The 25,950-nt window shown below is 34.8% G+C and carries 22 protein-coding genes and 1 riboswitch; of the genes, 5 read left to right on the top strand and 17 right to left on the bottom strand.

Annotated features, from left to right (window positions below; all coding sequences use genetic code 11):
• Positions 1–30 precede the first annotated feature (30 nt).
• Positions 31–137: riboswitch (SAM riboswitch) on the bottom strand.
• A gap of 147 nt (positions 138–284) precedes the next feature.
• Both KA878_RS07200 and KA878_RS07195 read left to right on the top strand, forming a co-directional pair.
• Positions 285–710, top strand: coding sequence for a hypothetical protein (locus KA878_RS07200; RefSeq protein ID WP_193838910.1), 426 nt, complete (start codon positions 285–287; stop codon positions 708–710).
• A 197-nt stretch (positions 711–907) separates the two neighbouring features.
• The gene (locus KA878_RS07195) at positions 908–1,534 is read left to right on the top strand and encodes a cell surface protein (RefSeq protein WP_193838909.1); all 627 of its coding nucleotides are present in this window, start codon (positions 908–910) and stop codon (positions 1,532–1,534) included.
• Positions 1,535–1,594: 60 nt separating this feature from the next.
• On the opposite strand, the gene KA878_RS07190 is transcribed toward KA878_RS07195, so the two are convergent.
• Complete coding sequence (locus tag KA878_RS07190) at positions 1,595–2,920, bottom strand: putative glycoside hydrolase (RefSeq protein WP_193838908.1); 1,326 nt, start codon at positions 2,918–2,920, stop codon at positions 1,595–1,597.
• Between the two features lie 216 nt (positions 2,921–3,136).
• Positions 3,137–3,631: a P-loop NTPase family protein gene (locus tag KA878_RS07185; protein WP_193838907.1), complete on the bottom strand. Its 495-nt coding sequence runs from the start codon at positions 3,629–3,631 to the stop codon at positions 3,137–3,139.
• A gap of 173 nt (positions 3,632–3,804) precedes the next feature.
• Here KA878_RS07185 and KA878_RS07180 point away from each other — a divergent pair, with 173 nt between their 5' ends.
• Positions 3,805–4,695 carry a fructose bisphosphate aldolase gene (locus tag KA878_RS07180; RefSeq protein WP_011274776.1) on the top strand — a complete coding sequence of 297 codons (891 nt, stop codon included), beginning with the start codon at positions 3,805–3,807 and terminating at the stop codon, positions 4,693–4,695.
• Positions 4,696–4,903: 208 nt separating this feature from the next.
• Here the strand turns inward: KA878_RS07180 and KA878_RS07175 are convergent, their stop codons facing one another.
• From KA878_RS07175 to KA878_RS07165, 4 genes are all read right to left on the bottom strand, one after another.
• Positions 4,904–5,473, bottom strand: a complete 570-nt coding sequence (locus KA878_RS07175; RefSeq protein ID WP_193838906.1) for a PadR family transcriptional regulator — start codon at positions 5,471–5,473, stop codon at positions 4,904–4,906.
• 158 nt (positions 5,474–5,631) lie between these two features.
• Positions 5,632–5,757 carry a hypothetical protein gene (locus KA878_RS14525; protein WP_267253928.1) on the bottom strand — a complete coding sequence of 42 codons (126 nt, stop codon included), beginning with the start codon at positions 5,755–5,757 and terminating at the stop codon, positions 5,632–5,634.
• Between the two features lie 203 nt (positions 5,758–5,960).
• Entirely contained in the window at positions 5,961–6,812 is an 852-nt protein-coding gene (locus KA878_RS07170; RefSeq protein WP_193838905.1) for a class I SAM-dependent methyltransferase, read from the bottom strand.
• A 173-nt stretch (positions 6,813–6,985) separates the two neighbouring features.
• Entirely contained in the window at positions 6,986–8,425 is a 1,440-nt protein-coding gene (locus tag KA878_RS07165) for a 6-phospho-beta-glucosidase (protein ID WP_193838904.1), read from the bottom strand.
• Between the two features lie 213 nt (positions 8,426–8,638).
• Between KA878_RS07165 and KA878_RS07160 the strand changes: the two genes are divergently transcribed.
• Positions 8,639–9,343, top strand: coding sequence for a GntR family transcriptional regulator (locus tag KA878_RS07160; protein WP_193838903.1), 705 nt, complete (start codon positions 8,639–8,641; stop codon positions 9,341–9,343).
• Positions 9,344–9,397: 54 nt separating this feature from the next.
• On the opposite strand, the gene lqo is transcribed toward KA878_RS07160, so the two are convergent.
• The 4 genes from lqo to KA878_RS07140 form a co-directional block, all read right to left on the bottom strand.
• Entirely contained in the window at positions 9,398–10,891 is a 1,494-nt protein-coding gene (gene lqo / locus KA878_RS07155; RefSeq protein WP_070855240.1) for an L-lactate dehydrogenase (quinone), read from the bottom strand.
• 341 nt (positions 10,892–11,232) lie between these two features.
• A complete protein-coding gene (locus KA878_RS07150) occupies positions 11,233–12,069 on the bottom strand; it encodes a pyruvate, water dikinase regulatory protein (protein ID WP_193838902.1) in 837 nt (278 codons plus the stop codon).
• A gap of 1 nt (position 12,070) precedes the next feature.
• A complete protein-coding gene (gene ppdK, locus KA878_RS07145) occupies positions 12,071–14,698 on the bottom strand; it encodes a pyruvate, phosphate dikinase (protein WP_193838901.1) in 2,628 nt (875 codons plus the stop codon).
• A gap of 207 nt (positions 14,699–14,905) precedes the next feature.
• On the bottom strand, positions 14,906–15,787 hold the full coding sequence (locus KA878_RS07140; protein WP_193838900.1) for a LysR family transcriptional regulator: 882 nt from the start codon (positions 15,785–15,787) through the stop codon (positions 14,906–14,908).
• Positions 15,788–15,915: 128 nt separating this feature from the next.
• Between KA878_RS07140 and KA878_RS07135 the strand changes: the two genes are divergently transcribed.
• Positions 15,916–16,686 carry an SDR family NAD(P)-dependent oxidoreductase gene (locus KA878_RS07135; protein WP_156304889.1) on the top strand — a complete coding sequence of 257 codons (771 nt, stop codon included), beginning with the start codon at positions 15,916–15,918 and terminating at the stop codon, positions 16,684–16,686.
• An 88-nt stretch (positions 16,687–16,774) separates the two neighbouring features.
• Here the strand turns inward: KA878_RS07135 and mbcS are convergent, their stop codons facing one another.
• From mbcS to aryK, 7 genes are all read right to left on the bottom strand, one after another.
• Complete coding sequence (mbcS, locus tag KA878_RS07130; RefSeq protein WP_193838899.1) at positions 16,775–18,370, bottom strand: acyl-CoA synthetase MbcS; 1,596 nt, start codon at positions 18,368–18,370, stop codon at positions 16,775–16,777.
• A 167-nt stretch (positions 18,371–18,537) separates the two neighbouring features.
• A complete protein-coding gene (locus tag KA878_RS07125; RefSeq protein WP_053028910.1) occupies positions 18,538–19,011 on the bottom strand; it encodes an antibiotic biosynthesis monooxygenase family protein in 474 nt (157 codons plus the stop codon).
• A 71-nt stretch (positions 19,012–19,082) separates the two neighbouring features.
• Positions 19,083–19,295 carry a sterile alpha motif-like domain-containing protein gene (locus KA878_RS07120; protein WP_193838898.1) on the bottom strand — a complete coding sequence of 71 codons (213 nt, stop codon included), beginning with the start codon at positions 19,293–19,295 and terminating at the stop codon, positions 19,083–19,085.
• A 117-nt stretch (positions 19,296–19,412) separates the two neighbouring features.
• Positions 19,413–20,594 (bottom strand): M20 family metallopeptidase, encoded by a 1,182-nt coding sequence (locus KA878_RS07115; RefSeq protein ID WP_053028912.1) that lies wholly within the window; start codon positions 20,592–20,594, stop codon positions 19,413–19,415.
• A 182-nt stretch (positions 20,595–20,776) separates the two neighbouring features.
• Entirely contained in the window at positions 20,777–22,162 is a 1,386-nt protein-coding gene (locus KA878_RS07110) for an MFS transporter (RefSeq protein WP_070855234.1), read from the bottom strand.
• A 12-nt stretch (positions 22,163–22,174) separates the two neighbouring features.
• Entirely contained in the window at positions 22,175–23,350 is a 1,176-nt protein-coding gene (locus KA878_RS07105; RefSeq protein WP_193838897.1) for a M20 family metallopeptidase, read from the bottom strand.
• Positions 23,351–23,496: 146 nt separating this feature from the next.
• Positions 23,497–25,761: a transcriptional regulator AryK gene (gene aryK, locus KA878_RS07100; protein ID WP_193838896.1), complete on the bottom strand. Its 2,265-nt coding sequence runs from the start codon at positions 25,759–25,761 to the stop codon at positions 23,497–23,499.
• Positions 25,762–25,950: the final 189 nt, after the last annotated feature.

Below are 25,950 nucleotides of genomic sequence, written 5' to 3'. Positions count from 1 at the left end.
ATTATTTAAGAGAAAGTATCGATACACTTTCTCTCATCTCTTAAAGTATTGTCTACTTTATGTGAATTAGCACCATTTCGTTACACGACGGTTGCTGGGCTTCTCAGGGCACATCCCTCCACCACTCTTGATAAGAGTTAACAAGTTTTATTGAATTGATATTATATTAGCATTGGATCAAGCTTGGGTCAATATCATTTTTTAAATATTCTAAATTTTTAAAATGTGTAAGTTGTTTTACTGTAGGGAATAGCTTGTTAAACACATTCGAAGGGTTGATGATTATGTTTCGTTACAGCTATCACTTACTTAGTGCATTGTTCATTAGTATTTTATTATTACTTATCATGTTTGTCATGGATGTGGTGATGCATACGACACACCTTACTTTGCTATTAATCAACATTGATTTCATCGCAGATCCTAATAAGACACCACTTATTTTAGAACTTTTAATTCATATCATTATTGGATTTTGTATTTACATAACGTTTCTAATCATTTATCTGTTATTCAAACCTTTATACAAATTAAGTTATCTCTTATTAATGATTATTTTTCTAATCTTATACCCATTACTTATTACGTTGGCTGAACGTTCACTGTTCCAATTTAATTGGGTAGCGTATGCCTTATGGATGGTCGCACACTTGATATTCACTTTACTGATGGCATGGTCGATTCCTTATTTTTCTAAAAAGAAATGGTAAGTTGATAACTATGCATGTTATATAAACAATCGCTTATAGTCATTAAAACATCACTATTGTAAATTTAACTTTACAAATACGCCGTTCTTTAAGCTAATTTAAAGTTTCAATATGGTTTACTTTAATCCCCTATTTTAATTAAATCTGAGTGTTACACTAACGTTGTAAAAGATAAATAATGAAATGGGGTTTTCATTGTGGTGAAGGTTTCTCTATTTGCGTCAACACTTTTAACAAGTACGGTAATATTATCTGCTTTTAACGGACAACATGCACTCGCAACTGATGTAGTGACGAAAGACAATGCACAAGAAATTGCTTCGGAAGCATTATCAAATAGTGGTGGTAATCCAGATTTACAAAACTTTGACAAAGCAATTGATAAAGGGGACTATTTCAAAATTGAAAGCCACAATAAGGCAAATGCTGGTATAGGTGTCTATAAAGTTTATAAAAATGGCCAAGTCGAATATAAAAATGATAGATACAGTAACTTCAATCGACTTCAAAGTGGAGAAACATATGTTGAACACGGTATTGCGAATGCCGCTGAATTAGATGACCGACAAAAAGCAGCGTCAAAAGTCAATTCCGTAGATTGTGCACGTGAATTAAATACTTACTATGTTGGTAACGTTAAATCTAATGAAGTACCTTCGTCTCAATCAGATCAAAAGCAAGAAAACCAGCATACGACGACGCAATCATCTTTACCAGAAACAGGTCAATCGCATCATGAACAATCCACTCAACTATTAGGTGGTCTTTGCTTATTATTGGGGAGCATATTCGTAGCGAAACAAACGCATAAGAACATTGACTAAGATATTACTAAGGGAGAGAGACAGAATTTAAAAGAATTCTGTCTCTCTCCCTTTTTAACATTATTGAGTGCTATTATTATTTTCGTTGTCATCATCTTTCTTATTGTCGTCTTGCTTCTCTTTCTGCTTTGTGTCTTGTTCTACACCTTCAGGGTCACGTTCTTTCGCGCTACCTTTTTTAGGATTATAGTTCGCATCTTCAGTGTATTCGTTGCCGGCATTCCATAGTAAGAACTCATTTACACCATTATCTTTTAATGCCTGAACTTGTTCAGATACAGCTTTCGCATCATAATCAATATAATTACCATCGCCTAAGTATGATGCTGTAAAGTCTTGAATCCATGGACGTGAAATTGGTTTTTTCTTACCAAGTGAATCTAATAAGTTATTTTCTTTTTGAATATATCGATTCACTGTTTTATATGGTTCTGTATCTGGCGCTTGTAAACCAAAGTCACCATTGCTCCAATGTGATGGGTAAATCATTGATGAAATTGCGTCTACATTTTCAGATATTTTAGGGAAACTTTGACCAATACCAGGTGCATTTTTAACTAATGCAGAATAGCCAAATACGTCCGCAGATATATTAACACCCATCGGTTTCAACTCTTTATTAGCGTGTTCTAAGAATTTCGTAATGGTATCCACACGTTGATCGCCAGAACTTAACTTGCTATTTTTATAGTCACCTTTACTATAAGTTAGACTGTCTGCTTCATTTTCAAAGCCTTCTGGGAAACGCACGTAGTCAAATTGAATATCTTGGAAACCGGCTTTAGCTGCCGCTTTGGCTACATCAATGTCGTAGTCCCAAACTTCTTTCATAAATGGGTTAACGAAGCTATCACCTTTACCATTTGTCCAAACTGAACCATCACTTTCTTTAAATGACCACTCCGGATGTTCTTTCGCTAGTTTAGAATCTTTAAATGTAACAATACGCGCAATTGGATAAATGTTGTTATCATGCAATTTTTTCAGTAATTTCTTACCATCAACAATGTCTAATGTGTTTTTATCCACTTGCTTGTTGCCAGTGTTAAGATTCATTGTTATGTTACCTTCATCATCTTTAACATCGATAACCATAGTATTTAAATTGGAATCTTTAATAAATTTGATTAACTCATCGATTTTATCGCCTTGTGTTGAATTACTTGTTACATAAATCCCTTTGACACCATCCTTAGGATAGTCAACCTTATTCTCATTGTTGTTCTTATCATTATTCTGTTTTAATTTTTCACTTTGACTGTTTGTCTGTTCGTTCTTCTGGCTGTCCCCTTTTTGTCCGCTACTAGATGAATGATCTCCATTACTACACGCAGCGAGTAACAAAGCACTTGTTGTTAATACAGCAAATAATTTGTTTTTTTTCATTCCCTTAGCCTCCGAATATGCTTTATATGTATAATTAGGTTCTCATTATTTAGAATAGTAAGCGATTTAAAGAGTTTCATTATCCTAAATAAGAGAACCTAACTTTCCTTTAGAATAGCATATTTTTAACAAAAATATTCACTAAGACAAAATTTTATAAATTAAATTATCTAATATTTGTATGTTTTTAAATGAATTTTAAATTAAATCTCGTAATCATAGGTTTAATTTTGAATAAATTGATTGCGTATTTCCAATAACCCATTGCGTATGATGTTGCGTTTGTTGATAATAGGCGTCTACTTTGTCGTAATTATTTTTAGGGAAATCCCAAACATATTTGAGAAAGGATAAACTTATTTTCTTAGGATTGCCACCTACTGTTGGCTTTCTAAATACAGTCATTAGATAACGCTTGATGACACGGTATATACACTTCCACCTCGATTCTTTAATCCAAATCACTGTCGTTGCGCGTTCTAGTCTCATGAGTAATGTATTTGAATAATGACCATCAATAATCCAAGATGGCGTCGCTACAATTTCTTTCAACTGAGCGTGCAAGGATTCCGGCGTTACAGTCGCTTGATCGTTAAGCCATTGTATTTTATCGATGTGATACAAAGGTATCTTATAATTCTGTTGTAAACGCATTGCTAACGTTGATTTTCCTGAACCTGGGCTACCAATAATCAAGATACGATGTTCCATGTTTTTTACCTCGCATTTTTTTGAAAATGAGTCATACAACGAAATAAGTACAATTTATGAAACTATAAACTGTAAAATAAGAATTTTCAATAAATATAAGTTTTATAACTTGAGAATGTACTTCTTTTTTATCATAATGAATATGAAAGTTAATTAAAGGAGTGGAAAGAGTAATGAATAAAGAACAATTAGAAAAAATGACAAATGGGAAAGGTTTTATCGCAGCATTAGACCAAAGTGGCGGTAGTACTCCTAAAGCATTAAAAGAATATGGTGTAAACGAGGACGAATATAGTAATGATGACGAAATGTTCCAACTTGTACACGATATGCGTACTAGAGTTGTAACTTCACCTTCATTCTCTCCAGACAAAATTTTAGGTGCTATCCTTTTCGAACAAACAATGGATCGTGAAGTTGAAGGCAAATACACTGGCGACTACTTAGCTGACAAAGGTGTTGTTCCTTTCTTAAAAGTCGACAAAGGTTTAGCTGAACAACAAAATGGTGTTCAATTAATGAAACCTATCGATGATTTAGACGATACATTAGACCGTGCGGTTGAACGTCACATCTTCGGTACTAAAATGCGTTCTAATATCTTAGAATTAAACGAACAAGGTATTAAAGACGTTGTTGAACAACAATTTGAATTCGCTAAAAAAATCATTGCTAAAGGTTTAGTACCAATTATTGAACCTGAAGTTAACATTAACGCTAAAGACAAAGCTGAAATCGAAGAAGTATTAAAAGCTGAACTTAAAAAAGGCTTAGACGCTTTAAATGATGATCAATTAGTGATGTTAAAATTAACTATCCCAACTAAAGCTAACTTATACAAAGAATTAGCAGATCATCCAAATGTTGTACGCGTGGTTGTATTATCAGGTGGTTACAGCAGAGACGAAGCAAACAAATTATTGAAAGACAACGATGAATTAATCGCAAGCTTCTCACGTGCATTAGCAAGTGACTTACGCGCTAGCCAATCACAAGAAGAATTCGATAAAGCATTAGGCGACGCAGTAGATTCAATCTACGACGCATCAGTAAACAAAAACTAAAACTAGGTGCGAAAGTGAGCGCTTAGGTTTTGAGCAGAATCGAAAAGTGAGCAAAACTGTTTCTCAAGTTTTGTCGAGCTTTGAGTATTTCTGCCGAAAAACCTGCTCACTGTAGCCCGTTTATCATTCCGGCGAAGTTCTCTATAACTTCACTCGAATGTTTCAAAGCCGACTGGTTATTTCGACCAGTCGGCTTTTTTAATATTTATTATTTATAGAATCGTTCTAATTTTTGTTTTGTTTCTTCAATAAAAGCATTTAATTCTTGTTGTTTTTTTTCATCTTGTAATGCACTTTGACTTGCTTTCATAAATCCGTGGAATAATTCTTGTAATTGTTCACGAGATGCTTTCATTTGTTCAAAATCTACATTTTTAAATTGTTCTAAACGTTTTGTAAATGCATCTTGGTCGACATTCTCTTTTAAGAATGTTTTACCTTCATCTGTAATAGTGTAGATTTTTTTATTGCCTTCTTTAGCAATTGATACAAAGTCTCTATCTTCTAACATTTGTAAAATAGGATAAACTGAACCAGGACTTGGTGAATAGAATCCTTTGAAACGTTCTTCTAAATCTTTAATGATTTGATAACCGTGACGTGATTCTTCTTCTAGCATTTGTAAAATAATAAATTGTAGATTGCCTTTTTTGAAAAATCTATCTCGACCACCACCACGGCGCCCGAAACCACCAAATCCTTGCGGTCCTTTACTTCCACCAAATTGCTCGAAACGATCCATGCCTTGTCTCATATCTTGCATATGTCTTCTAAACATCATTGAAATCACCTTTACTTTAATTATTATTGGATTATCTTTTCGATATATCGATATAATAAACGATATATCGTTATATGTAAAGCGATATATCGAAATAATTTAAATAAAAATAAATACTATTCCAACAAAGCCTGTCAGAATAGTATTCAAAGGGATTAATTATCTTCAAACGCTTCTTTCTCAAGATGTTCTAAACTACCGAATAATGGTTTCCACGCTTCAATTGTAAAATGAGAAACTAAGTCTTGATACCAAAAAGAATCTTTCTCAAGTAACGACATTAACATGTCACGATTTTTAACTTTAATTTTAAATAAGCTTCTTTCACATCTTTGCGGTCAGCAACAGTTGGACCAGAAATGATTAGATGCTCTTGCTTAATCAACTATTTAAATATAAAACGTGTGGAATAACATACTTTTTCCATCTTTTTAAATCCGTGTGTTCAAATTTTACGATATAGTACGCCATTTTATACACCGCTCTAAACATGAATTAATACTTTACCAAATTTACCACCAGTAATGACAGGTATCGTATCACCATATTGATCTTGTAAATAGCGTTTCACACTCGCCAGTTGTTGTTCATCTAGTTCCACTTCAACTTCTTTTAACCATTGAGGTAGTTGCTGCATAACATCATCTAGCGTTTTATCATTGTGTTGTGTATGTCGTTCGATTAACGTCTCATACGTGAAATCATTGACATATAATAACTGCAATAAGTAATACATATCTGCTGTCATAGCTTGACTTGTTTCCCCTAGAAATGCCACAACTTCATCAACAATTGAATTCTCTTTAGGACCAGCAATTAAACTAACATAGACATATTTCTGAGCGATATCAATAGCTTTATTAACCGCTTCCCACGTCGTCACTGCCGGACACATAGATGCAAATACTAAATCATGATGTCCTAATTCTTCCTTTCGAGCATCTTCAAACGATTGATGAATGGTTTCTAGCGTTACACCATAATAGTGGGCATTTTCCTGTAACATCTCATGTAATATAGGTGATGGCTCTAACGCTGTAACGGTTGCGCCTTCTTTAGCGAATGGCACACTAAAGACACCAGAGGCTGCACCGACATCTAATATACTCAAATTGCTAAATGCACCTGTTTGTCTTTCAATCCAATCCATAATACGTTTCGTTCGTTGTTGGCTTTCTTGAGTAAATGACTGCTTATTAAAATGTTGTGCCCACTTTTCAAAGCCAGGTGCAGATGGATCTCCTAAACCTGCACGTTTCATTCTTTTATCTTGTGTATTAGGGTCGTCTTCCCACGCTTTCTCCCAATATTGATTACTAAATATATCTTTCTGCATAAAGAAACTCCCTTGTCTGATAGTTATAGTCTCATCTTACCCTCTCACATATAATCAATAAACTGATTCGCTTTATATTAAAAAAGCTCTCAATCACTCTATAGTATAAAGACAACACGCTAGAGTAATTGAAAGCTTATTATTATTCTATTCTCAATAATACATCTTAAATGTTATAATGTTTCTCCGTTTGATTCGATTACTTTACGATACCAATCAAACGAGTCTTTCTTCGTACGTTCTAATGAACCATGACCTTCATTATCACGATCGACGTGAATTAAGCCGTAGCGTTTTTTCATTTCACCAGTTGTAAATGAAACAATATCAATAATACCCCATGGTGTATAACTCATTAAGTCTACACCATCTTTATCTACTGCATCGATAGCAGCCTTAATATGTTCACGTAAATATTCAATTCGATAATCATCATGGATCTGTCCATTTTCATCAAATTCATCTACAGCGCCAAAGCCATTTTCAACAATAAATAATGGAATTTGGTAACGGTTATATAGGGCATTTAATGTGTAACGTAAACCGACTGGGTCAATCGCCCAACCCCAATCACTCTTCTTAATATAAGGATTATCAACTGAGTTTGGTAAACCACCATTAACAACATTATCTTCTACACTTGATTCATTATCATGTTTTACAACTGTAGACATATAATAACTGAATCCAATGTAATCCACCGTACCCTCACGTAAAATAACGTCATCACCCTTTTGCCAACCAATGTCGAAGCCTTCACGTTCAAACATCTTCGTCGCATAACCTGGGTAATAACCACGAACATGTACATCTGGGAAGAAGAAACGCATACGACTTGCCACTTCTGCTTCCATAATATCTTCTGGATTACAGCTATAAGGATAAATTGGCACGTGTGAAATCATCGCCCCGATTTCAAAGTCAGGATTGATTGCTTTACCAATTTTAACCGCTTTGGCACTCGCGATTAATTCATTATGCGCTACTTGATACAATACTTCCTCTTTATTGTCGTCATCTGATAATGAAACACCAGAATTCGTCCATAAGAAGATTGGGTTATTGATGTCCATTTGGTTGTTTATTTCGTTAAATGTCATCCAATATTTCACTTTATCTTTGTAACGTTTAAATACCGTTTCCGCAAAATACGCAAAGAAGTCTGCCACTTTACGATTTCTGAAACCACCATATTCACGCGCTAAATGTAATGGCATTTCAAAATGTGAAAGTGTAATCACAGGTTGAATGTTATATTTCAATAATTCATCAAATAAGTCATCATAGAATTGTAAACCTTCTTCATTCGGCTCAACTTCGTCCCCTTGTGGGAATATTCTTGTCCATGCAATTGACGTTCTTAAGCACTTCAAACCCATCTCACTAAACATTTTCACATCGTCTTTATAACGATTATAGAAGTCAATACCTACATGATTGGGATAGTATTTGCCTGGCTCTACATCTTGTGTGATTTCACGTGCTTTACCGTGTGCGCCAGCTGTCATCACATCAATCACACTTAATCCTTTACCACCTTGATCATAACCACCTTCGAATTGATTGGCCGCTAATGCGCCACCCCATAAAAAATCATTTGGTAATTTAGACATATTTAAAACTCCTTTTCCAAATTGTTATTCATACGTTTTTATTTCTTAACAACTGTCATATTTTTTATTAGAATGCAAACCCTTTCACAACTTATTATAATTATACCGGTACAATTTGTAAATGATTTATTCTGAATTATACCGGTACAATTTACAAATCGGTATTAAAATTTGCTATACTATATTTGAATTTCAAATAAAGGGAGTAAAATGATGTTAAAGTACGAACGAATTGCACAAGAAATTACAAATGCTATTTCAAATAACGAGTATAAAGTTGGCGATAAACTTCCTAGTGTAGAACAATTAAAATCTCAATATCAAGTAAGTAAAAGTACCATCATTAAAGCATTAGGCATGCTACAAAAAGATGGCATGATTTACCAAACACAAGGTAGTGGTATTTATGTCCGAAACAAAAACAAATCAGGTTATATTAACTTGTTAAAAACAAAAGGGTTCTCAGACAATCTACAAGGCCATCAAGTCACAAGTAAAGTCTTAACTTTTAAATCTATCACGCCAAATGATGAAGTGAGAGAACATTTACGCTTAACTGACGAAGATACTAACGTTTATTATGTCGAACGGATTCGCTATTTGGACCACAACCCGCTATGTATTGAAACTTCCTACTTCAATCAATCATTAGTAACGCACCTTGACCTTGCCAGTGCAGAGCGTTCAATATTCGACTACCTTCAGTCTCAGCTTAAGATCAATATTGGTTTCTCGGATATCTATTTTTATATCGACTTTCTCTCTGAACAGGAAGCACAGCATTTAAATCTCAATCAAAATGATCCATGTATGCGTCATGATTTGACCTTTTATACCACTAAAGGCACACCTTTCGATTATTCAAATATTGTCTATCATTACAAATATGCCAACTTTTTTATTCCTATAGAAAGCTAAAAAAAGCGTCTCCTGAGATTCAAAATCTCAGGAGACGCTTTAATTAACTTCTATTTATTTCGCGTCTTCGTAATAACCTAATTCAAGGTCTTTAGACGTTTGACGACGTATTTTTCTCATTAACTCAACATCTTCGATTAATGATTTACCATATGAAGGAATCATTTTTGAAATTTTAGCATTCCATTCACCGATGTGTTCTGGGAAGTTCTTTTCAAGTACTTCTAAAGCTACAGATACTGATGTTGATGCCCCTGGTGATTCACCAAGTAAAGCAATTACTGAATGGTCTTCAGAGTTAACCACTTCTGTACCGAATTGGATAAATCCTTTACCTTCTTTTTCAGTATCTTTAATAACTTGAACACGTTTACCTGCTGTGTATAATTCCCAATCTTCATCACGTGCTTCAGGGTAGAATGTACGTAAGTGGTTCATACAACCTTCTTTAGTCATGATGATTTGATCAAATGAATATTTAATCAATGGTAAGTTTTTAACTGCAGCAGCTAACATTGTTGTAATGTTATATGGTTTGATAGATTTGAATAAATCTAAGTTTGAGCCATTTTTAAGGAACTTAGGTCCAACATTAGCAAATGGTCCAAATAATAACGTACGTTTACCTTCGATGTAACGTGCATCAAGGTGAGGTACTGTCATAGGTGGTGTACCTGGTGGTTCTTTACCATATACTTTCGCATCGTGTGCTTCAATCACTTGTGGATTTGTACATGCTAAGAATTGACCAGTAATTGGGAATCCACCTAAATGTTTACTTTCAGGGATACCTGTTTTTTGTAGTAATGGAATTGCTGCACCACCGGCACCAATAAATACATAGTCAGTAACTTCTTCAAATACGTTACCAGATTTAAGGTCTTTAATTTTAACTTGCCATTTACCATTAGATAAACGTTCAAAATCAAGCACTTGATGACTATATTTAACTTCAACATGCTCGTCTAATTCTAAGTGACGTGCCATTTTACGAGTTAATTCACCGAAGTTTACGTCAGTACCTTCGTCGATTTTACTAGCAGCCATTTTGCCGTCATCAACGCGACCTTGCATCATTAATGGAATCCATTTTCTCATTACTTCAATGTCTTCAGTATATTCAATGTTATCGAACATTGGAGATTGTTTCATTGCTTCGTAACGTTTTTTCAAGAATTCTTTATTATTAACGCCTCTAACAAAACTAATGTGTGGAAGAGGATTAATAAATTCTCTAGGATTCTCAATATGTCCTGATTTCACTAAGTGACCCCAGAATTGTTTTGAGATTTCAAATTCTTCGTTGATTTCTTTTGCTTTTTCAATGTCAATTGAACCATCTGGTTGTTGAACTGTATAGTTCAATTCACAAAGTGCAGCGTGACCAGTACCAGCATTGTGGCGTTCATTAGAACTTTCAAGACCTGGTCGATCCATACGTTCGTAAAGCTTGATATTCCAATTAGGCTCAAGCTCATTTAACATAGAACCAAATGTTGTACTTAAGACACCAGCACCAATTAAAATGACATCTTTTGATTCTGCCATGGTTGTACACCTCTCCAATTTTATTAGTTAACAACTAAAAAGCTATTACTTACTACTCTTTCTCCCTAACCATCAAGTAATATCTTTTTATATTAAGATTGTTAAGCCTTTCATTTCTATGTTAAAACAAATATGGTAAATTGTAAATTGGAGAAACTTAATTAAAAATATTTTTTTATACAAAATCGAATGAATACACACTAAGTGTTTTTTCTCATCATTAAGCAACTCAAACGATGAGAGGAGGGGAGCGGAACAGAAACAAATTTCGGAAAATTTTATTTCTGTCCTGCTCCCCTTAATTTCCATCATTCTAACTAGACTGATAAATTGAGTTGGCCTTATGATTGCTTTTTAGGTTGTAAGAACTTTTCAATATAAAATGCTGACTCTTCAATTGATTTATATTCTGTATTAATGACAGTCGCATTCAATTTCTTAAAGACTTCTTCAGCATAAATCAGTTCTTTCTTGATGCGCTCTAAGTTATTGTAACGAGATTCACTAGACAAGCCTAGTGTCTCAGCACGATTCTTTCGAATATTGGCGATATATTGTGGACTTGCAGTCAAGCCAAACACTTTTAGCCCCTTTTGCTTATACACGTTATCAGGTATTTCAATTTCTGGCACCAATGGTATATTAGCGATTTTGTAGCCTTTATTAGCTAAATACATACTTAATGGCGTCTTAGAAGTTCTTGATACACCTACAATGAGTGCATCCGCTTCGCCAATATCAGTAAAATGCTTGCCATCATCATATTTAACTGAGTATTCAATGGCTTCAATCCGTTTGAAGTATTCATCATTTAATTTACGTAAAGCGCCACTTTCCATTAACGGATGGCTATGTGTCGTCTTTTCAATAATTCCAATTAAATCAGACATATAGTCAACGTAAGGAATATCATGCTCTCGTGCAAATTCATGACCCAGTGCATTAAATGATTCACTCACTAATGTTGTTGCAACAATCGCATGCTGTTCACGCGCCAAATTTAAAATATTTAAGAATTCCTCTTCATCCTTAATATATGGGAATTTCTTAATTTCTACATTATGCAAATTTGGAAACTGCGTTAATGTGGCATGAATCATTCTTTGCGCTGTCTCACCAATGGAATCTGATACAATAAATAACTTTAACATTTGTTCGTTTGAATTCTTTTCTTTCACGTTATTGCTCGCTTTCCTCCGCTTGACTCTGAGCTGTTGCTAAAATTGCACCTGGAACTCGGAATGGTGAGCATGACACGTAGTCTATCGCTAGCTGATTGAAGCGACGAATAGACTTAGCATCTCCGCCTAATTCACCACAAACACCGATTTTAATGTTAGGATTCACTTTCTTAGCTTGTTCAACTGCAATTTCAATCAATTTTCCGACACCATCTCTATCTAACGTTTGGAATGGGTCAAGCTTCAATATATTACTTTCAGTATACACATTTATAAATTTACCTGCATCATCTCTAGAGAAACCATATGTCAATTGTGTTAAATCGTTTGTACCAAAGCTAAAGAAATCACAATGTTGCGCTAACGTATCTGCAATTAGACATGCACGCGGTGTTTCAATCATCGTACCGATTAAATATGGTACGCTGTCCCCTTGTTCTTTCTCTAGTTTATGAATCGTCTCAACAAGTTTGTCTTTAAGTGTAGTAAATTCTTCTACAGTTGAGACGAGCGGAATCATGATTTCAGGTTTACATGTTATACCCTCTTTTTTAAGTTTTAATACGCTTCCCATAATGGCTTCAACTTGCATTTCATATAATTCAGGATACGTGATTGCAAGTCTACAACCACGATGTCCTAACATCGGGTTCACTTCATGTAAGTCAACAATACGTTTATTTAACACGTCTTTAGGAATATTTAATTGTTGTGCTACATGTTCGACATCTTCATCTGAATTAGGTAAAAATTCATGTAATGGTGGATCTAGAAGACGCACAATCGTCGGACGTTCACCCGATAGTCTAAAGATGGCTTCAAAATCTTCTACTTGGTACTTTCGAATATTGTTTAACGCTTCAACACGTTGTTCATAGGATGAAGATAATATGAAGCGACGCATTTCAACTAAACGCTCTGCTCCGAAGAACATATGCTCAGTTCTAACTAAACCAATACCTTTCGAACCGAACTCATAACCCGCTTTAATATCTTGCGGTGTTTCTGCATTCATGCGCACATTTAGTCGTGCAATATCTTCGGACCATGACATAAATTGATTGAATTCTTCACTATGCTCAGCACTAACTGTTTTGATTTCACCAATATAGATATCCCCTTTTGAACCATCTACAGAGATGGTATCGCCTTCGTGAAGTTCTCCGCCTTCGTAATACACCGTTTTAGCCATTGTATTAATTTCCAAATCTGAACATCCTGTCACACAACATTTACCCATACCACGTGCAACGACAGCCGCATGAGATGTCATACCACCATGTGTCGTCACAATTGCTTCACTTGCAATCATACCTTCAATATCTTCTGGAGATGTTTCAGGACGCATTAAGATGACTTTATGTCCTGATGCTGCTTGCACTTTCGCATCCTCAGCTGAAAATACAATTTGTCCTGTCGCTGCACCTGGACTCGCAGGTAAACCAATTTTTGAAATCTCAGTAGCTTCTTTTAACGCTTTGTCATCAAAATTAGGATGTAATAATTGATCTATTGATTTCACATCAACATTTAACATTGCTTCTTCTTTCTTAATCACACCTTCAGCGACTAAATCTACTGCAATTTTAATCGCTGCACGTGCCGTACGTTTACCATTACGCGTTTGTAATAAATAAAGTTTGCCATTTTCAATTGTAAATTCGATGTCTTGCATATCTTTATAATGTTGTTCCAATTGCTTTGTTACATCTACAAATTCTTGATGTACATCAGGCATTTGGTCATGGAGTGTCGAAATAGCTTTAGGTGTACGAATACCGGCTACAACATCCTCACCTTGCGCATTTAATAAGTACTCACCAAACAATTTATTTTCGCCGCTAACCGGGTTACGTGTAAAGGCAACACCTGTACCACTATTGTCCCCACTATTACCGAAGACCATTTCTTGAATATTCACAGCTGTACCAATGTCATGAGGAATATCATTTAAATCACGGTATATACGCGCACGATCATTATCCCAAGACTTAAAGACTGCTTCGATTGCTTCTTCTAATTGTTTTAAAGGTTCTTGCGGGAATGGTTTATACACTTCCTCGACATAAATCTCTTTAAATCGTTCACAAATCTCTTGTAAACCTTCAGCTGTAATGGCAGCATCATTCTCAAAATTATGACGTGCTTTGTAATCCTCAAAGTATGTATCAAATGATTGCAGTGGCACGTTGTACACCACTTCACCAAACATTTGAAGTAAACGACGATAACAATCATATGCAAAGCGTGCATCGCCTGTTTTATCAGCTAATTTTTTAACATTATCATCATTTAATCCTAAGTTCAGAATGGTATCCATCATACCAGGCATCGAAATTTTAGCTCCACTACGCACAGACACAAGTAATAAATTGGCATCAGATGAGAAACGTTTACCAGTTCTCTCTGAAAATGCAGCAAGATGATCAATTAATTGTGTTTTCACTTCTGTTGATAATGATTTGCCTTGACGTAAATACTCAATACAAGCAGCAGTCGTAATCGTAAAGCCATCAGGTACAGGTAAACCTAATCGTTTCATTTCAGAAAGGTTGGCACCTTTACCACCGAGCAAATCCTTCATCGATTTTTGTCCTTCATCAAAAGCATAAATATATTTAGTCATTATAATGTCACCTCAATTAATTATTATGTCATACTAATTAATATTGAGTATGTCATATAATCTATATAAATACAATTAAAAACATCATATTTATGTTAAAGGTTTATAAAAAAGACACAATTAAAGCGTTACATAGACATTCGAACACGTACCATTATGTCTATTTCACACGTTTTAATTGTGTCATACTATTTATATAGTTATGGATTATTGGATATCGTTTTGAAAATAATGTGTTACAAATGCCTTAAATGATGCCGCTACTTCTGTAAAATAATGAGCTTTTTTATATGCCAAACCAATTATGCGGTAACAACGTGCATTATCAATGGGTATCGCTATAATTTGCTCATCAAGTCCTCTTAAAGCTTGCTTAGGCGTAAATGAAACGCCAATATTCATCGCGACTAATTTTAAAATTGCACTCGAATCTTCAACTTCGATTTGATAATTTGGAACAATCCCTTCTTGTTCTAAGATGTAATCTATCCTATCCCGAAAACCATAACCTTCTATTTGACCGATTAATCGTTCGTCTTTAATCTGTTGTAAATTAATAGTGTCATATTGAGCGAACGGATGATCTTTACTAATTGTTAAATAAATGTCATCTTGAATGATAGGTTCCCAAATCACATCTTTATGTTCAATTTTAGATGACGATATTACAAAATCCACGTCATTATTTAATATTAATTGTGTAGCGCGTTCAGACACAGCTTGATACTGTTTCAACTTGATATTCGGATGTAGTGCCACATAGCTTTGAATGAGCGATGGCATTACATGTGGAAAGGTAATGGCAAACGAAACTTGACCACTTTCAACACCGATTAATTCTTTAATGATACGTTCACCTTCATTAAGCTCCCTAACTGCACTATTCACATAATTCAGCATTAATTCACCATAACGATTTAAATAGATTTGTCGTCCTTTTCGATCAAATAATGCTACCCCTAATTCATCCTCAATTGAAGCTATCGCTTTACTTAAGGCCGGTTGTGAAATATTTAATTGCTTAGCCGCTTCAGTCATATTATTCATTTTAGCCACAACTTTAAAATATTTCAGTTTAGTCATTTCCATATCTTACACCTCTTTTCATAACTTAAAGTTATAAAAATATAATTATTATGAATTATACATTATTTATTGCGGGTGCTACCATTAAATCGTAATGGCAATTATTTCAGCTTTGAAAAAGGGGGATCATTATGAGATTAGAAAATAAAGTTGCTTTAATTACTGGTTCTGGTGGTGGCATGGGCTTTGAAACAGCTAAACGTTTCGCCGAAGAAGGTGCAACAGTCATTATTTCAGACCTTAAGGAAGACATCGTTAATCAAGCCGTCGACACATTATCTAAAACGACAGATCAACATGTATATGGTTATGTTCTAGATGTTTCTAAAGAAGCGAGTGTCGAAGCAACCTTTAAACACATTAAACAGGACATTGGTAAATTAGATATTCTTATTAATTGCGCTGGTATTACTGGTGCAGATAAAACGACGGACCAACTCACAGAGGAAGAATGGGATCAAGTATTTGCTGTTGATGTAAAAGGCGTATTCTTCTGTACAAAACATGCGGTGCCTTTATTACGTGACAATGGTGGCGGTTCTATCGTCAACTTCTCATCTATTTTAGGATTAGTTGGTACTGATGAATTAACACCTTATGCAGCAGCAAAAGGTGCAGTAACAAACATGACACGTCAAGATGCCATCAGCTTCGGTAAAGATCATATTCGTGTTAACTCTGTACATCCAGGTACAATTTTAACACCTTTAGTGAAGAAATTAGGAGCTGAAACAGAAGGTGGCTTAGACGCTTATACTGCCAAAATGTCTGAACGTCATCCAATTGGCTATTTAGGTGAACCTATAGATGTCGCAAATGCTGTATTATTCTTAGCAAGTGACGAAGCACGCTTTATTACAGGCGCAGCATTAACGGTCGATGGTGGTTATACAGCGAGATAATCATTGCGACCTATAACGCAAAATGTAGACACCCCATTAAATGATCTAATCATTTGATGAGGTGTCTTTTCATTCATTAAATATTCTATTATTTAAAGCCGTTTGCTTTATTATATTTCTCACGCTCTGCATCGCGTAATTCAACACGACGGATTTTACCTGAATTTGTTTTAGGTAGTGACGTTACAAATTCAATTGCACGTGGATATTTATACGGTGCAACTTCATTCTTCGCAAAGGTTTGCAATTCTTTAATTAGTTCATCATTGCCTTGATAGTTATCTTGTAAAATAACGAAAGCTTTAACGATATTACCTCGAATTTCATGAGGACTCGCAACAACAGCACACTCTTTTACTGCTGGGTGATTAGTTAAAGCATCTTCAACTTCAAATGGTCCAATTGTGTAACCTGAACTAATGATAATATCATCTCGGCGACCTTCAAACCAGAAATAGCCATCTTCATCAATATGTGCTAAATCCCCAGTAATATAATAGTCACCTGCTTGAGCTGCTTTTGTACGTTCTTCATCTTTATAATAGCCTTTAAATAAACCTGGGAAATCAAGCGGTAATGCAATATTACCTTTAACATTTGTTTCCACCTGTTGGCCTTCATCATCAACAATCGTAACACGACTGCCCGGAATTTCTTTCCCCATAGACCCTGGTCGTGATGTAGTGTCTTTCAAGAAACCAATCAATAATGTACTTTCAGTTTGACCATAACCATCACGAACTGTTAAATCAAAGTTATTGCGGAATTGTTCTACCACTTCACGGTTTAATGGTTCTCCTGCTGATACTGCACTATGTAAGTGGTCTAAATTATAATCTTGTAAATGATCCAATTTCGCCATCATACGATATTCTGTTGGCGTACAACATAAGACGTTAATTTTAAAATCTTGTAATAATTCAAGATAACGTGAAGGGTTGAATTTACCGTTATAAACAAATGCTGTAGCACCTGATCCCATAATGGATAAGAATGGACTCCAAACCCATTTTTGCCAACCTGGCGCAGCAGTTGCCCACACTAAGTCATCTTCTCTAATGCATAACCAGTGTTCTGGCGCCATTTTCATATGTGCATAGCCCCAACCATGAGAATGTGTAACAGCTTTAGGATTACCTGTTGTTCCAGACGTATACGATAGAATTGCTAGATCGTCTCTTGATGTACGCGTTATATCAAGTACATCACTTTGAGATGCTTTTTCGTCTTCGATGCTTGTCCAACCCGCTTCATGTCCATCAACAATAAATTTTGTTAATGTGTCATACTCTTTAATACCTTTAAATTCTTCGATGAAATCTGATTTGGCAATCACGGCTTTAATTTCACCATGTGTAATACGGTATTGTAAGTCTTTTGTTCTTAACATTTCCGAACTAGGTATAATCGCGATACCTAATTTTAGAGCAGCAAGATAAAGTTCATATGTCATGATTGCGCGAGGCATCATAATTAATACTTTATCGCCTTTTTGAAGTCCATGATTTAATAATACATGTCCCACTTTATTTGCATTTTTGATTAGTTCTGAATATGTCACTGTAATTGGTTCGTCTACCCCATTTTCATAAATGAGGGCTTTCTTAGATGTATTAGAAGCATGTTTCTCAATTTCAGAAACAATATTGTAAGTCTCTGGTGCCAATAAACTTGAATTATCCATTACTATACTCCCTTTCAGTTCGACCTTATTTATTATCTTATCAAACGCTTTAGCCCGATGAAATCAAAAGCCTTTATGTAAACGTTTTAATCCTACGTTGTAAAAAGAAAAAGATTAAGCACAGATGCCGAAAAATAACGACAAATGGCTTAATCTTTACATCTATATTAAAAAATATTGCTCAAATTTAATTTTGATTCTAAACCTGCTAACTCAATTCGCACGTTATATGATAAATCACGATTTACAATGTCACGATCAACACCTTTGTCAGTGCCTCTATGTTTATGCGTTTGACTATATTCATTGGAATTTTGCCAATCATAAAATGCCTGACGTTCTTCCCATAAAGTTAAAATAATATAGTGTCGTCCTGCTACTTGCGGACGTAAAAATCTTAAAGCTTTAAATCCTGGTACATTTTGTAAATATTTAGGACGTTCTAAGAATTTCTTCTCAAATGCATCCTCCATACCTTCATTGACGTACAAATGATTTAAAACACAAAAAGAATCATTAGATAAATCATCAATTACCTCTAATACATCGTATTGATGTTCATCGTTATTTTTCTTTATTGAGATAATGTTGTCGCCCTTTTCTTCTACTACATATGTTTTATAACTGTCTTTTAAAATCATGATTCTTATCCTTCATTTCTAAACTAGCATTGAGCTACGATTTAATTTGTATATCTATATTCATTCGGTCATTATAATTGGCTTTGTTCATAAAGCGAGATAGATTGCTTCACGATTTCTAAAAATTCATGGTCCAATGTTGCAATTGTCGTAAAATAACTAAGTATATTATCAGAGATACGCTCATACTTAGGAAAATGTTGATCTTGACTAATCCAATGTGCAAGTTCTCCCAAAGGGGTTTGGTCACCAATAAATCCTTGCATAAACTCGTAAAAACTCATTATCTCACCCCAGTGTTTAGATATACGCTTATACTATCATGATACGTAGTATTACACTAGTACTGAAAAGCCAACACTTTTTGAAGTTTTGTTGGCTAAAGTGAAATAAAATTGGATTTATTTAGAAGTCAAATAATCTAACACAACTGCACCTACAGCTTCTGCTGCGACTAACATACTTTTCTCATCAATATTAAATTTAGGGTGATGATGAGGGTACACTTTACCATCTTGTGGCGCAGCACCTGAGTAAATAAATGTACTTGGTAAGGTTTTAGCATAAAATGCAAAATCTTCTGATGGGGGTTGTGCTTCACATTCTTCTACCCCTTTTACGTCATCTAAATCAGCATTTTTAATTGTTTCTGCTACATAATTCGTAAATTCAGGGTCATTATAGAGTGCAGGGTAATCTTTACTGAACTCAAAGTCACATTTAACACCGAATGTGGCTTCAAGACCTTCAACCATGCGTTGTAATTCTTCAGCAATGCGATCACGTGTAGCATCTGTTAGCGCACGAACGTCACCTTCAAGTTCAATTTTATCTTTAATCACATTAAATTGACCTTTACCATCAAATGAACCAATCGTTACAACGCCTGTTTCAAATGGGTTGAGTCGACGTGAAACAATCGTTTGCGCAGTTGTAACAAAGTTTGCACCAGCAACAATCGCATCATTGGCAGTGTGTGGTGATGAGCCATGACCTCCTTCACCTTGAATCGTTAATTTAAAGTATGAACGACCTGTTTGCACATTTTCAGGGCGGTAGAACACTTTACCAGGTTCCATATTAGTCATCACATGTGTACCAAGTACATGATCGACACCATCTAACACGCCATCTTCAATCATACCTTTGGCGCCACCTGGAGGCATTTCTTCAGCAGGTTGATGGATCACAATCACTTTACCATTTAATTGATCTTTCATTTCAATTAATGTTTCGGCCAAGATTAACATGTACGCTGTATGCGCATCATGTCCACATGCATGCATGACACCGTCATTTTTAGACGCAAATGATAAGCCTGTATCTTCTTGAATTGGTAAAGCATCAAAATCTGCTCGAATCGCAATCGTTTTTCCTGGTTTGCCGCTATCGATTGTCACTTTTACACCATTCTGGCCAACATTCGTTTCTACTTCACAATCTTTATCTTTATAAAATTCTGCGATATATTTCGGTGTTTCTGATTCTTGGAATGATAATTCTGGATGCTCATGTAAGTGTCTACGTATTTCAATCATCTTTTCCTCTTTATCTTGTAGACGTTTTACTAAATCTTTCGTCATTCTATCCACTCCTTTTTTCTCATTATATGCTTTTCTCTATTTTCAATGTTGCGCTACGGTTTCTTATAACTTAAATCATTTTTGATTTCACATCTCTGTATGGTCTTCTCTTCCCGAAAAAAAGAAGCATATGCAAATTCCAAAGAATTCTTGCATACGCTTCTATTTCATTAAATATCACTCTATGATTTAGATTGTTGTTTAGGAACACCTATGAGTATGACAATAAATGAAATGATTGCCATTAAAATGTTCAACCACAATCCTAACATGGCACCAAAATTAATATTAACCATGGTTGCACCTATACCATATATCGTACCTGATAATGCGATACCAAACGCACCACCAAGTGAAGATGCCATTTTATAAATACCTGATGCTACACCCACTTTATCTTCAGGAGAATTTGAAATGGCAGTGTCTGTTGAAGGTGTCGCATAGAAACCAAGGCCTAAACCGTATAATAAATAACCAATAACACAAACGACTACATACATTTGTGAAGATAGGAATGTAAATGAGATTAACAATATACCTACCATATTGAGTGCAGTACCTAGTAACATAGGTTTTCTTGCACCAACTTTTTGAAGGATTTTTTCACCAACACGAATCATCAATAATACTGTAATAAGATACGTAATTGAAAGTAATCCTGTATGGAATGTTGAAAAACCTAAACCTTGTTGTACAAATGTGTTCGCAACGATTAACGTACCAGCAACACCATTAAGCATAAAGTTAGAAATTGTAGCACTTGTATACGCTTTATTATTAAATAATTTAAAATCAATTAATGGATGATGCATTTTCATTTCTACACGTACAAAGATAATCGTTGAAATAATAAATACTGCAATTAACGCTAAAATGATTGGCGAGAATAACCCTAATTTAGCACTTTGTGTAATCACCACATTAATACTTAACATCATAATGACAAACAATGTTAAACCTAAAAAGTCGAATCTTGTATTTGTTGTTTGATTCGATTTTGTTTCAGGTGTTCCTTTAATTAGAAGAATCGCTACAATCGCTACAATGATAGAAATAATATAAATCCAACGCCAACCAATTGCCGTTTCAATCATACCGCCAAATAGAGAAGCGAACCCTGAACCACCCCATGAACCAATCGACCAGAAACTTAACGCACGTTGTCGATCTGAACCTTGATAATACGTTTTAATAATCGCTAAAGTAGAAGGCATAATCGCCGCCGCTGATAACCCTTGAATGATACGTCCAAGAATTAACATTGAAGTAAATGGTGTCGCTATAATTAATAATGACCCAATAATACTCAATACTAAGCCAATATATGTCATTTTTACTCGGCCTAATTTATCAGCGAAACTACCCGCACCAACGACAAACATCCCGCTAAATAATGCCGTAATACTTATCGCAATACTCGTTGTACCAATACTGCTTGAAAATGAATGTTGTATGGTTGGTACTAAGTTAAGTAGTGATTGCGCAAATAACCAAAATGTAATTACTCCAAGTACAATACCTAATAAAAGTTTATTATTTCCAGTGAATTGTTGTTGTCTCATTTCCATAATGCTCTCTCCTTAACTTAAGTAGTCTAACACGACTGTCCCTACTGCCTCTGCAGCTACTAACATTGATGACTCATCAATTGTAAATTTTGGGTGGTGATGTGGATAAATTTTACCATCTTTTGGTGCAGCACCTGAATAAATAAATGTACTTGGTAATGTTGCTGCATAGAAAGCGAAGTCTTCTGATGGTGGTTGAGGTTCACAAACTTCAATACCATTGATATCATCTGCATCCGCGTCTTGAATTGTTCGTGCAACATATTGTGTAAATTCAGGGTCGTTATATAATGCTGGATAATCTTTTTTAAATTCGAAATCACACGTTACGCCAAATGTTGCTTCAAGACCTTCAACTAAGCGTCTTAATTCTTTTTCAATTGTGTCACGTGTGTCATCAGTTAACGCTCTAACATCACCTTCAAGTTCTACTGCATCTTTAATCACGTTAAATTGACCTTTGCCGTCAAATGAACCGATTGTAATCACGCCTGTTTCAAATGGGCTTAATCGTCGAGATACAATAGTTTGTACTTCCGTAACAAATTGAGCACCTGCTACAATCGCATCATTAGCCATATGTGGTGAAGAGCCATGACCACCTGAACCTTGTACGTTTAATTTGAAGTAGGCACGTCCAGTTTGAACAAATCCTTCTCTATAGAAGACTTTACCGGCTTCCATCGTACTCATCACATGCGCACCTAACACGTGATCCACACCATCAAGTACGCCATCTTTAATCATGCCTTGTGCGCCACCTGGAGGCATTTCTTCTGCTGGTTGATGAATAATAATAACTTTACCTTTAAATTGATCTTTCATTTCTATTAACGTTTCACCTAGAATTAGCATGTAAGCTGTGTGCGCATCATGACCACAAGCGTGCATCACGCCTTCATTTTTTGATGCGAATGGTAAACCTGTAGCTTCTTTAATTGGTAAAGCATCAAAATCTGCTCGAATCGCAATCGTTTTACCAGGTTTGCCACTATCTATCGTCACTTTAACACCATTAGGCCCTACATTCGTTTCTACTTCACAATCTTTATCTTTGTAGAAATCCGCTATATATTTTGGTGTTTCTTCTTCTTTGAATGATAACTCAGGATGTTCATGTAAATATCTTCTTATTTCAATCATACGTGCTTCTTTTTCTTGTAAAGTGTTAATTAATTGTTTATTCATAATTCATCTCTCCTCACCTATAATTGTATCATTTATCTCTCAATTTAATAGTTAATTTATGTCCTCTTAGACACCAAATTGTTTGATTTTTTAATTTAAAAAGGAGAATGACAAAAATTAATGATACATTTTTGTCATTCTCCTAATTATACGTATTTATTTATTTCTATGATATGGATGGAGTTCGTCATTACTTTTAAATGATACGTTAGTGTTTGCGCTACTTCTACTTCTGAAATATCTAATCTAGGGTATGAAATACGGTTCACGTAATCAATCGTTTCTTGGTCCATACCATACGTTGTATTATGTTGTTGCCATACACGATATAACGCGCCATTCTCTTTATCTAACGTATAGTGTTTAACTTTATATAGACCACTTTGAAGGTCTTTAATTTCAAGTTTAAAGTTCCGTTTCTCCATTACATTAGGCTGTTCTGAAATTGTGTAATATGGATTATAATGATCTGCATCCCACACAACGATTTGAAGATGCGTATCATCCCCCACAACCATACATTCCTCATTGCGGAATCTCACATGAGATTGCAACATTCTAAAGAAATTACTTGTAAAGAATGCAGGTCGCTTGCCATCAAATTGATGATATAAATCAATTCCCATTAGACGATGTTCATTCATGACACCGTACTTTTGATGTAATTCGTAGTTTAACCAATAGCCTACTGTACACACTTTCTCATTGATATCTAATAACTGTTTAAATATAATACCTGCTCTAAAATACTCGCCATTTGTCAAATTAGAATTGCCGGTTAAAGTATTCCAATTCAGCAACATAAGTGGAATGGCTTTATGATTGGCTGGAAGCCATTCGAGTAAGGCTTCTACTGTCTCGTTAATATGATTTTTCGCATATTGATACTGTATATCTTCAGACACTTCTAAATTAACGACGTCATTCTGATTGGCTTCAATCGCTAACATATGCACCTTTTCAGCGTGATCTTTAAATAATTGTTTCAAATTATTCTTATTATCACTAACGTCTTGGTCATGCACAATAAATTTCACGTTAGAAATATAATGTTTAAATACATCATATAATTGTACATATTGTTTCAACGCAATGGCATCTATAATCACTGATAGTTGCATGCTACTACTGCGTGTGGTCATATTTATAAAATGTTTAAGAATCTCTATCCAATGTGCACAATACGATTGAAATGCTGAAGCGCTACGTGGCGGTCTCAGACGAATACTCAAATGTATTTGATGATTCATTAGGAATAATAAACATTCATCTAACGTCATATATTGATGGCTATGCGGAATAATTTCATCTGATGCGACAACATGCTCTCTCCAAGCGTTATCGTTAACTAAATCTTGTACAAGAACCGTATCTAATCCAATTCTATCTTTCACTTCTAATAACTGTTCTCTATAGCGATGTACCCGCAAATTAACAATACTCCCTATTTGAACGATATGGTTATATTTATTTAAGTGCCCAAGACTGTCATCTAACTGGATGTCAATATCCTTTTGAGGTTCTGCTGATTGAATGACGACATCCATTTGATTATTCACAAACGACGATAAATATTGAATATACCGTCTGATACTTTGCTTATTCATTGGTTTGTTATCCGATTGGTGGCTATCTTCAACATGATATTGCTTACGATAGTCACTTGGTGTCATGTGATACCATAATTTAAAGTTTTTAGCTAAAGATGTCGAATTGGAGAATCCATTTCCCAAAGCAACATCGGTAATTGAAATATCAGTGTATTTTAAATCATGTTCAGCATTTCTCGTTCTAACTTTATTAAGATAACTATTAAACGACGTTCCTAATTTCTTTGTAAATAAACGTGACGTATATGAACTAGATAAATTGATATAGTCTGCTAAATCATTTAAACCGATATGTTCCATGTAATGTTGATTAATAAATTCTGAGGCAAGACTAGCAAAAACGTCATCTTTATTTTGCTCATGTATCATTTCTTGTCTTGACTGATACGGAATAAATTTCACTAGCATCTCGATTAATTGAATCATCATTTGATCCATATGCAGTTGATGAAACTTTCCTTTTCTTAAATAGGTAATGCCTATTTTAGCCAATAACGTTTTAATGTCATTATGTATTTTCTGAGATACCTCTTCAAAGTGAAAATAAATATTCTTATCTTCAATATAATGAGAGAAATACTTATTTGACAGTCGGAGTGACATATAGCTAACATCTGTATCATCTAGAATCAAAAAATTTTGATAGCTATTAATTAAAATTAAATCGCCAACGTGATATTGTCTATTTTGATTCTCACTTTGACAAGTAACATTGCCTTTTAATATTAAGTTCAATGATAAGTAATCAGAAGCGACATCTTCTTTTTTCGTGTCGAACGTGATTTCATAATTTGTATTCAAGAGGTCTTCATCCACCCTTCTAAACCACTTCTTCTTAACTATCATATCAAAATTCAATAGCTATGAAGATTGAAAACATGAGATGCGATACCGAACGGATTAAATAAGGTATTAAAAAGCAAATTGGGAGCGGAACAGAATTCATTTTGAATTCATCGTCCCGCTCCCTAAGTTATCTTCTTTTTCTCG

The organism is Staphylococcus sp. GDY8P57P (assembly GCF_017892585.1).
GTDB classification, from domain to species: Bacteria; Bacillota; Bacilli; order Staphylococcales; family Staphylococcaceae; genus Staphylococcus; species Staphylococcus borealis.
This window is presented reverse-complemented; position numbering and strand designations above follow the sequence as displayed.

Coding starts and splice junctions, on each gene's coding strand:
- KA878_RS07135 (WP_156304889.1), top strand. CDS start 15,916: ATGAGATTAGAAAATAAAGTTGCTTTAATTACTGGTTCTGGTGGTGGC.
- KA878_RS07180 (WP_011274776.1), top strand. CDS start 3,805: ATGAATAAAGAACAATTAGAAAAAATGACAAATGGGAAAGGTTTTATC.
- KA878_RS07140 (WP_193838900.1), bottom strand. CDS start 15,787: ATGGAAATGACTAAACTGAAATATTTTAAAGTTGTGGCTAAAATGAAT.
- lqo (WP_070855240.1), bottom strand. CDS start 10,891: ATGGCAGAATCAAAAGATGTCATTTTAATTGGTGCTGGTGTCTTAAGT.
- KA878_RS07160 (WP_193838903.1), top strand. CDS start 8,639: ATGTTAAAGTACGAACGAATTGCACAAGAAATTACAAATGCTATTTCA.
- KA878_RS07115 (WP_053028912.1), bottom strand. CDS start 20,594: ATGACGAAAGATTTAGTAAAACGTCTACAAGATAAAGAGGAAAAGATG.
- KA878_RS14525 (WP_267253928.1), bottom strand. CDS start 5,757: ATGTCGTTACTTGAGAAAGATTCTTTTTGGTATCAAGACTTAGTTTCT.
- KA878_RS07110 (WP_070855234.1), bottom strand. CDS start 22,162: ATGGAAATGAGACAACAACAATTCACTGGAAATAATAAACTTTTATTA.
- KA878_RS07120 (WP_193838898.1), bottom strand. CDS start 19,295: ATGAGTTTTTACGAGTTTATGCAAGGATTTATTGGTGACCAAACCCCT.
- KA878_RS07170 (WP_193838905.1), bottom strand. CDS start 6,812: ATGCAGAAAGATATATTTAGTAATCAATATTGGGAGAAAGCGTGGGAA.
- KA878_RS07175 (WP_193838906.1), bottom strand. CDS start 5,473: ATGTTTAGAAGACATATGCAAGATATGAGACAAGGCATGGATCGTTTC.
- KA878_RS07185 (WP_193838907.1), bottom strand. CDS start 3,631: ATGGAACATCGTATCTTGATTATTGGTAGCCCAGGTTCAGGAAAATCA.
- KA878_RS07125 (WP_053028910.1), bottom strand. CDS start 19,011: ATGATTTTAAAAGACAGTTATAAAACATATGTAGTAGAAGAAAAGGGC.
- KA878_RS07165 (WP_193838904.1), bottom strand. CDS start 8,425: ATGTCTAAATTACCAAATGATTTTTTATGGGGTGGCGCATTAGCGGCC.
- ppdK (WP_193838901.1), bottom strand. CDS start 14,698: ATGACTAAATATATTTATGCTTTTGATGAAGGACAAAAATCGATGAAG.
- KA878_RS07105 (WP_193838897.1), bottom strand. CDS start 23,350: ATGAATAAACAATTAATTAACACTTTACAAGAAAAAGAAGCACGTATG.
- KA878_RS07200 (WP_193838910.1), top strand. CDS start 285: ATGTTTCGTTACAGCTATCACTTACTTAGTGCATTGTTCATTAGTATT.
- KA878_RS07190 (WP_193838908.1), bottom strand. CDS start 2,920: ATGAAAAAAAACAAATTATTTGCTGTATTAACAACAAGTGCTTTGTTA.
- mbcS (WP_193838899.1), bottom strand. CDS start 18,370: ATGGATAATTCAAGTTTATTGGCACCAGAGACTTACAATATTGTTTCT.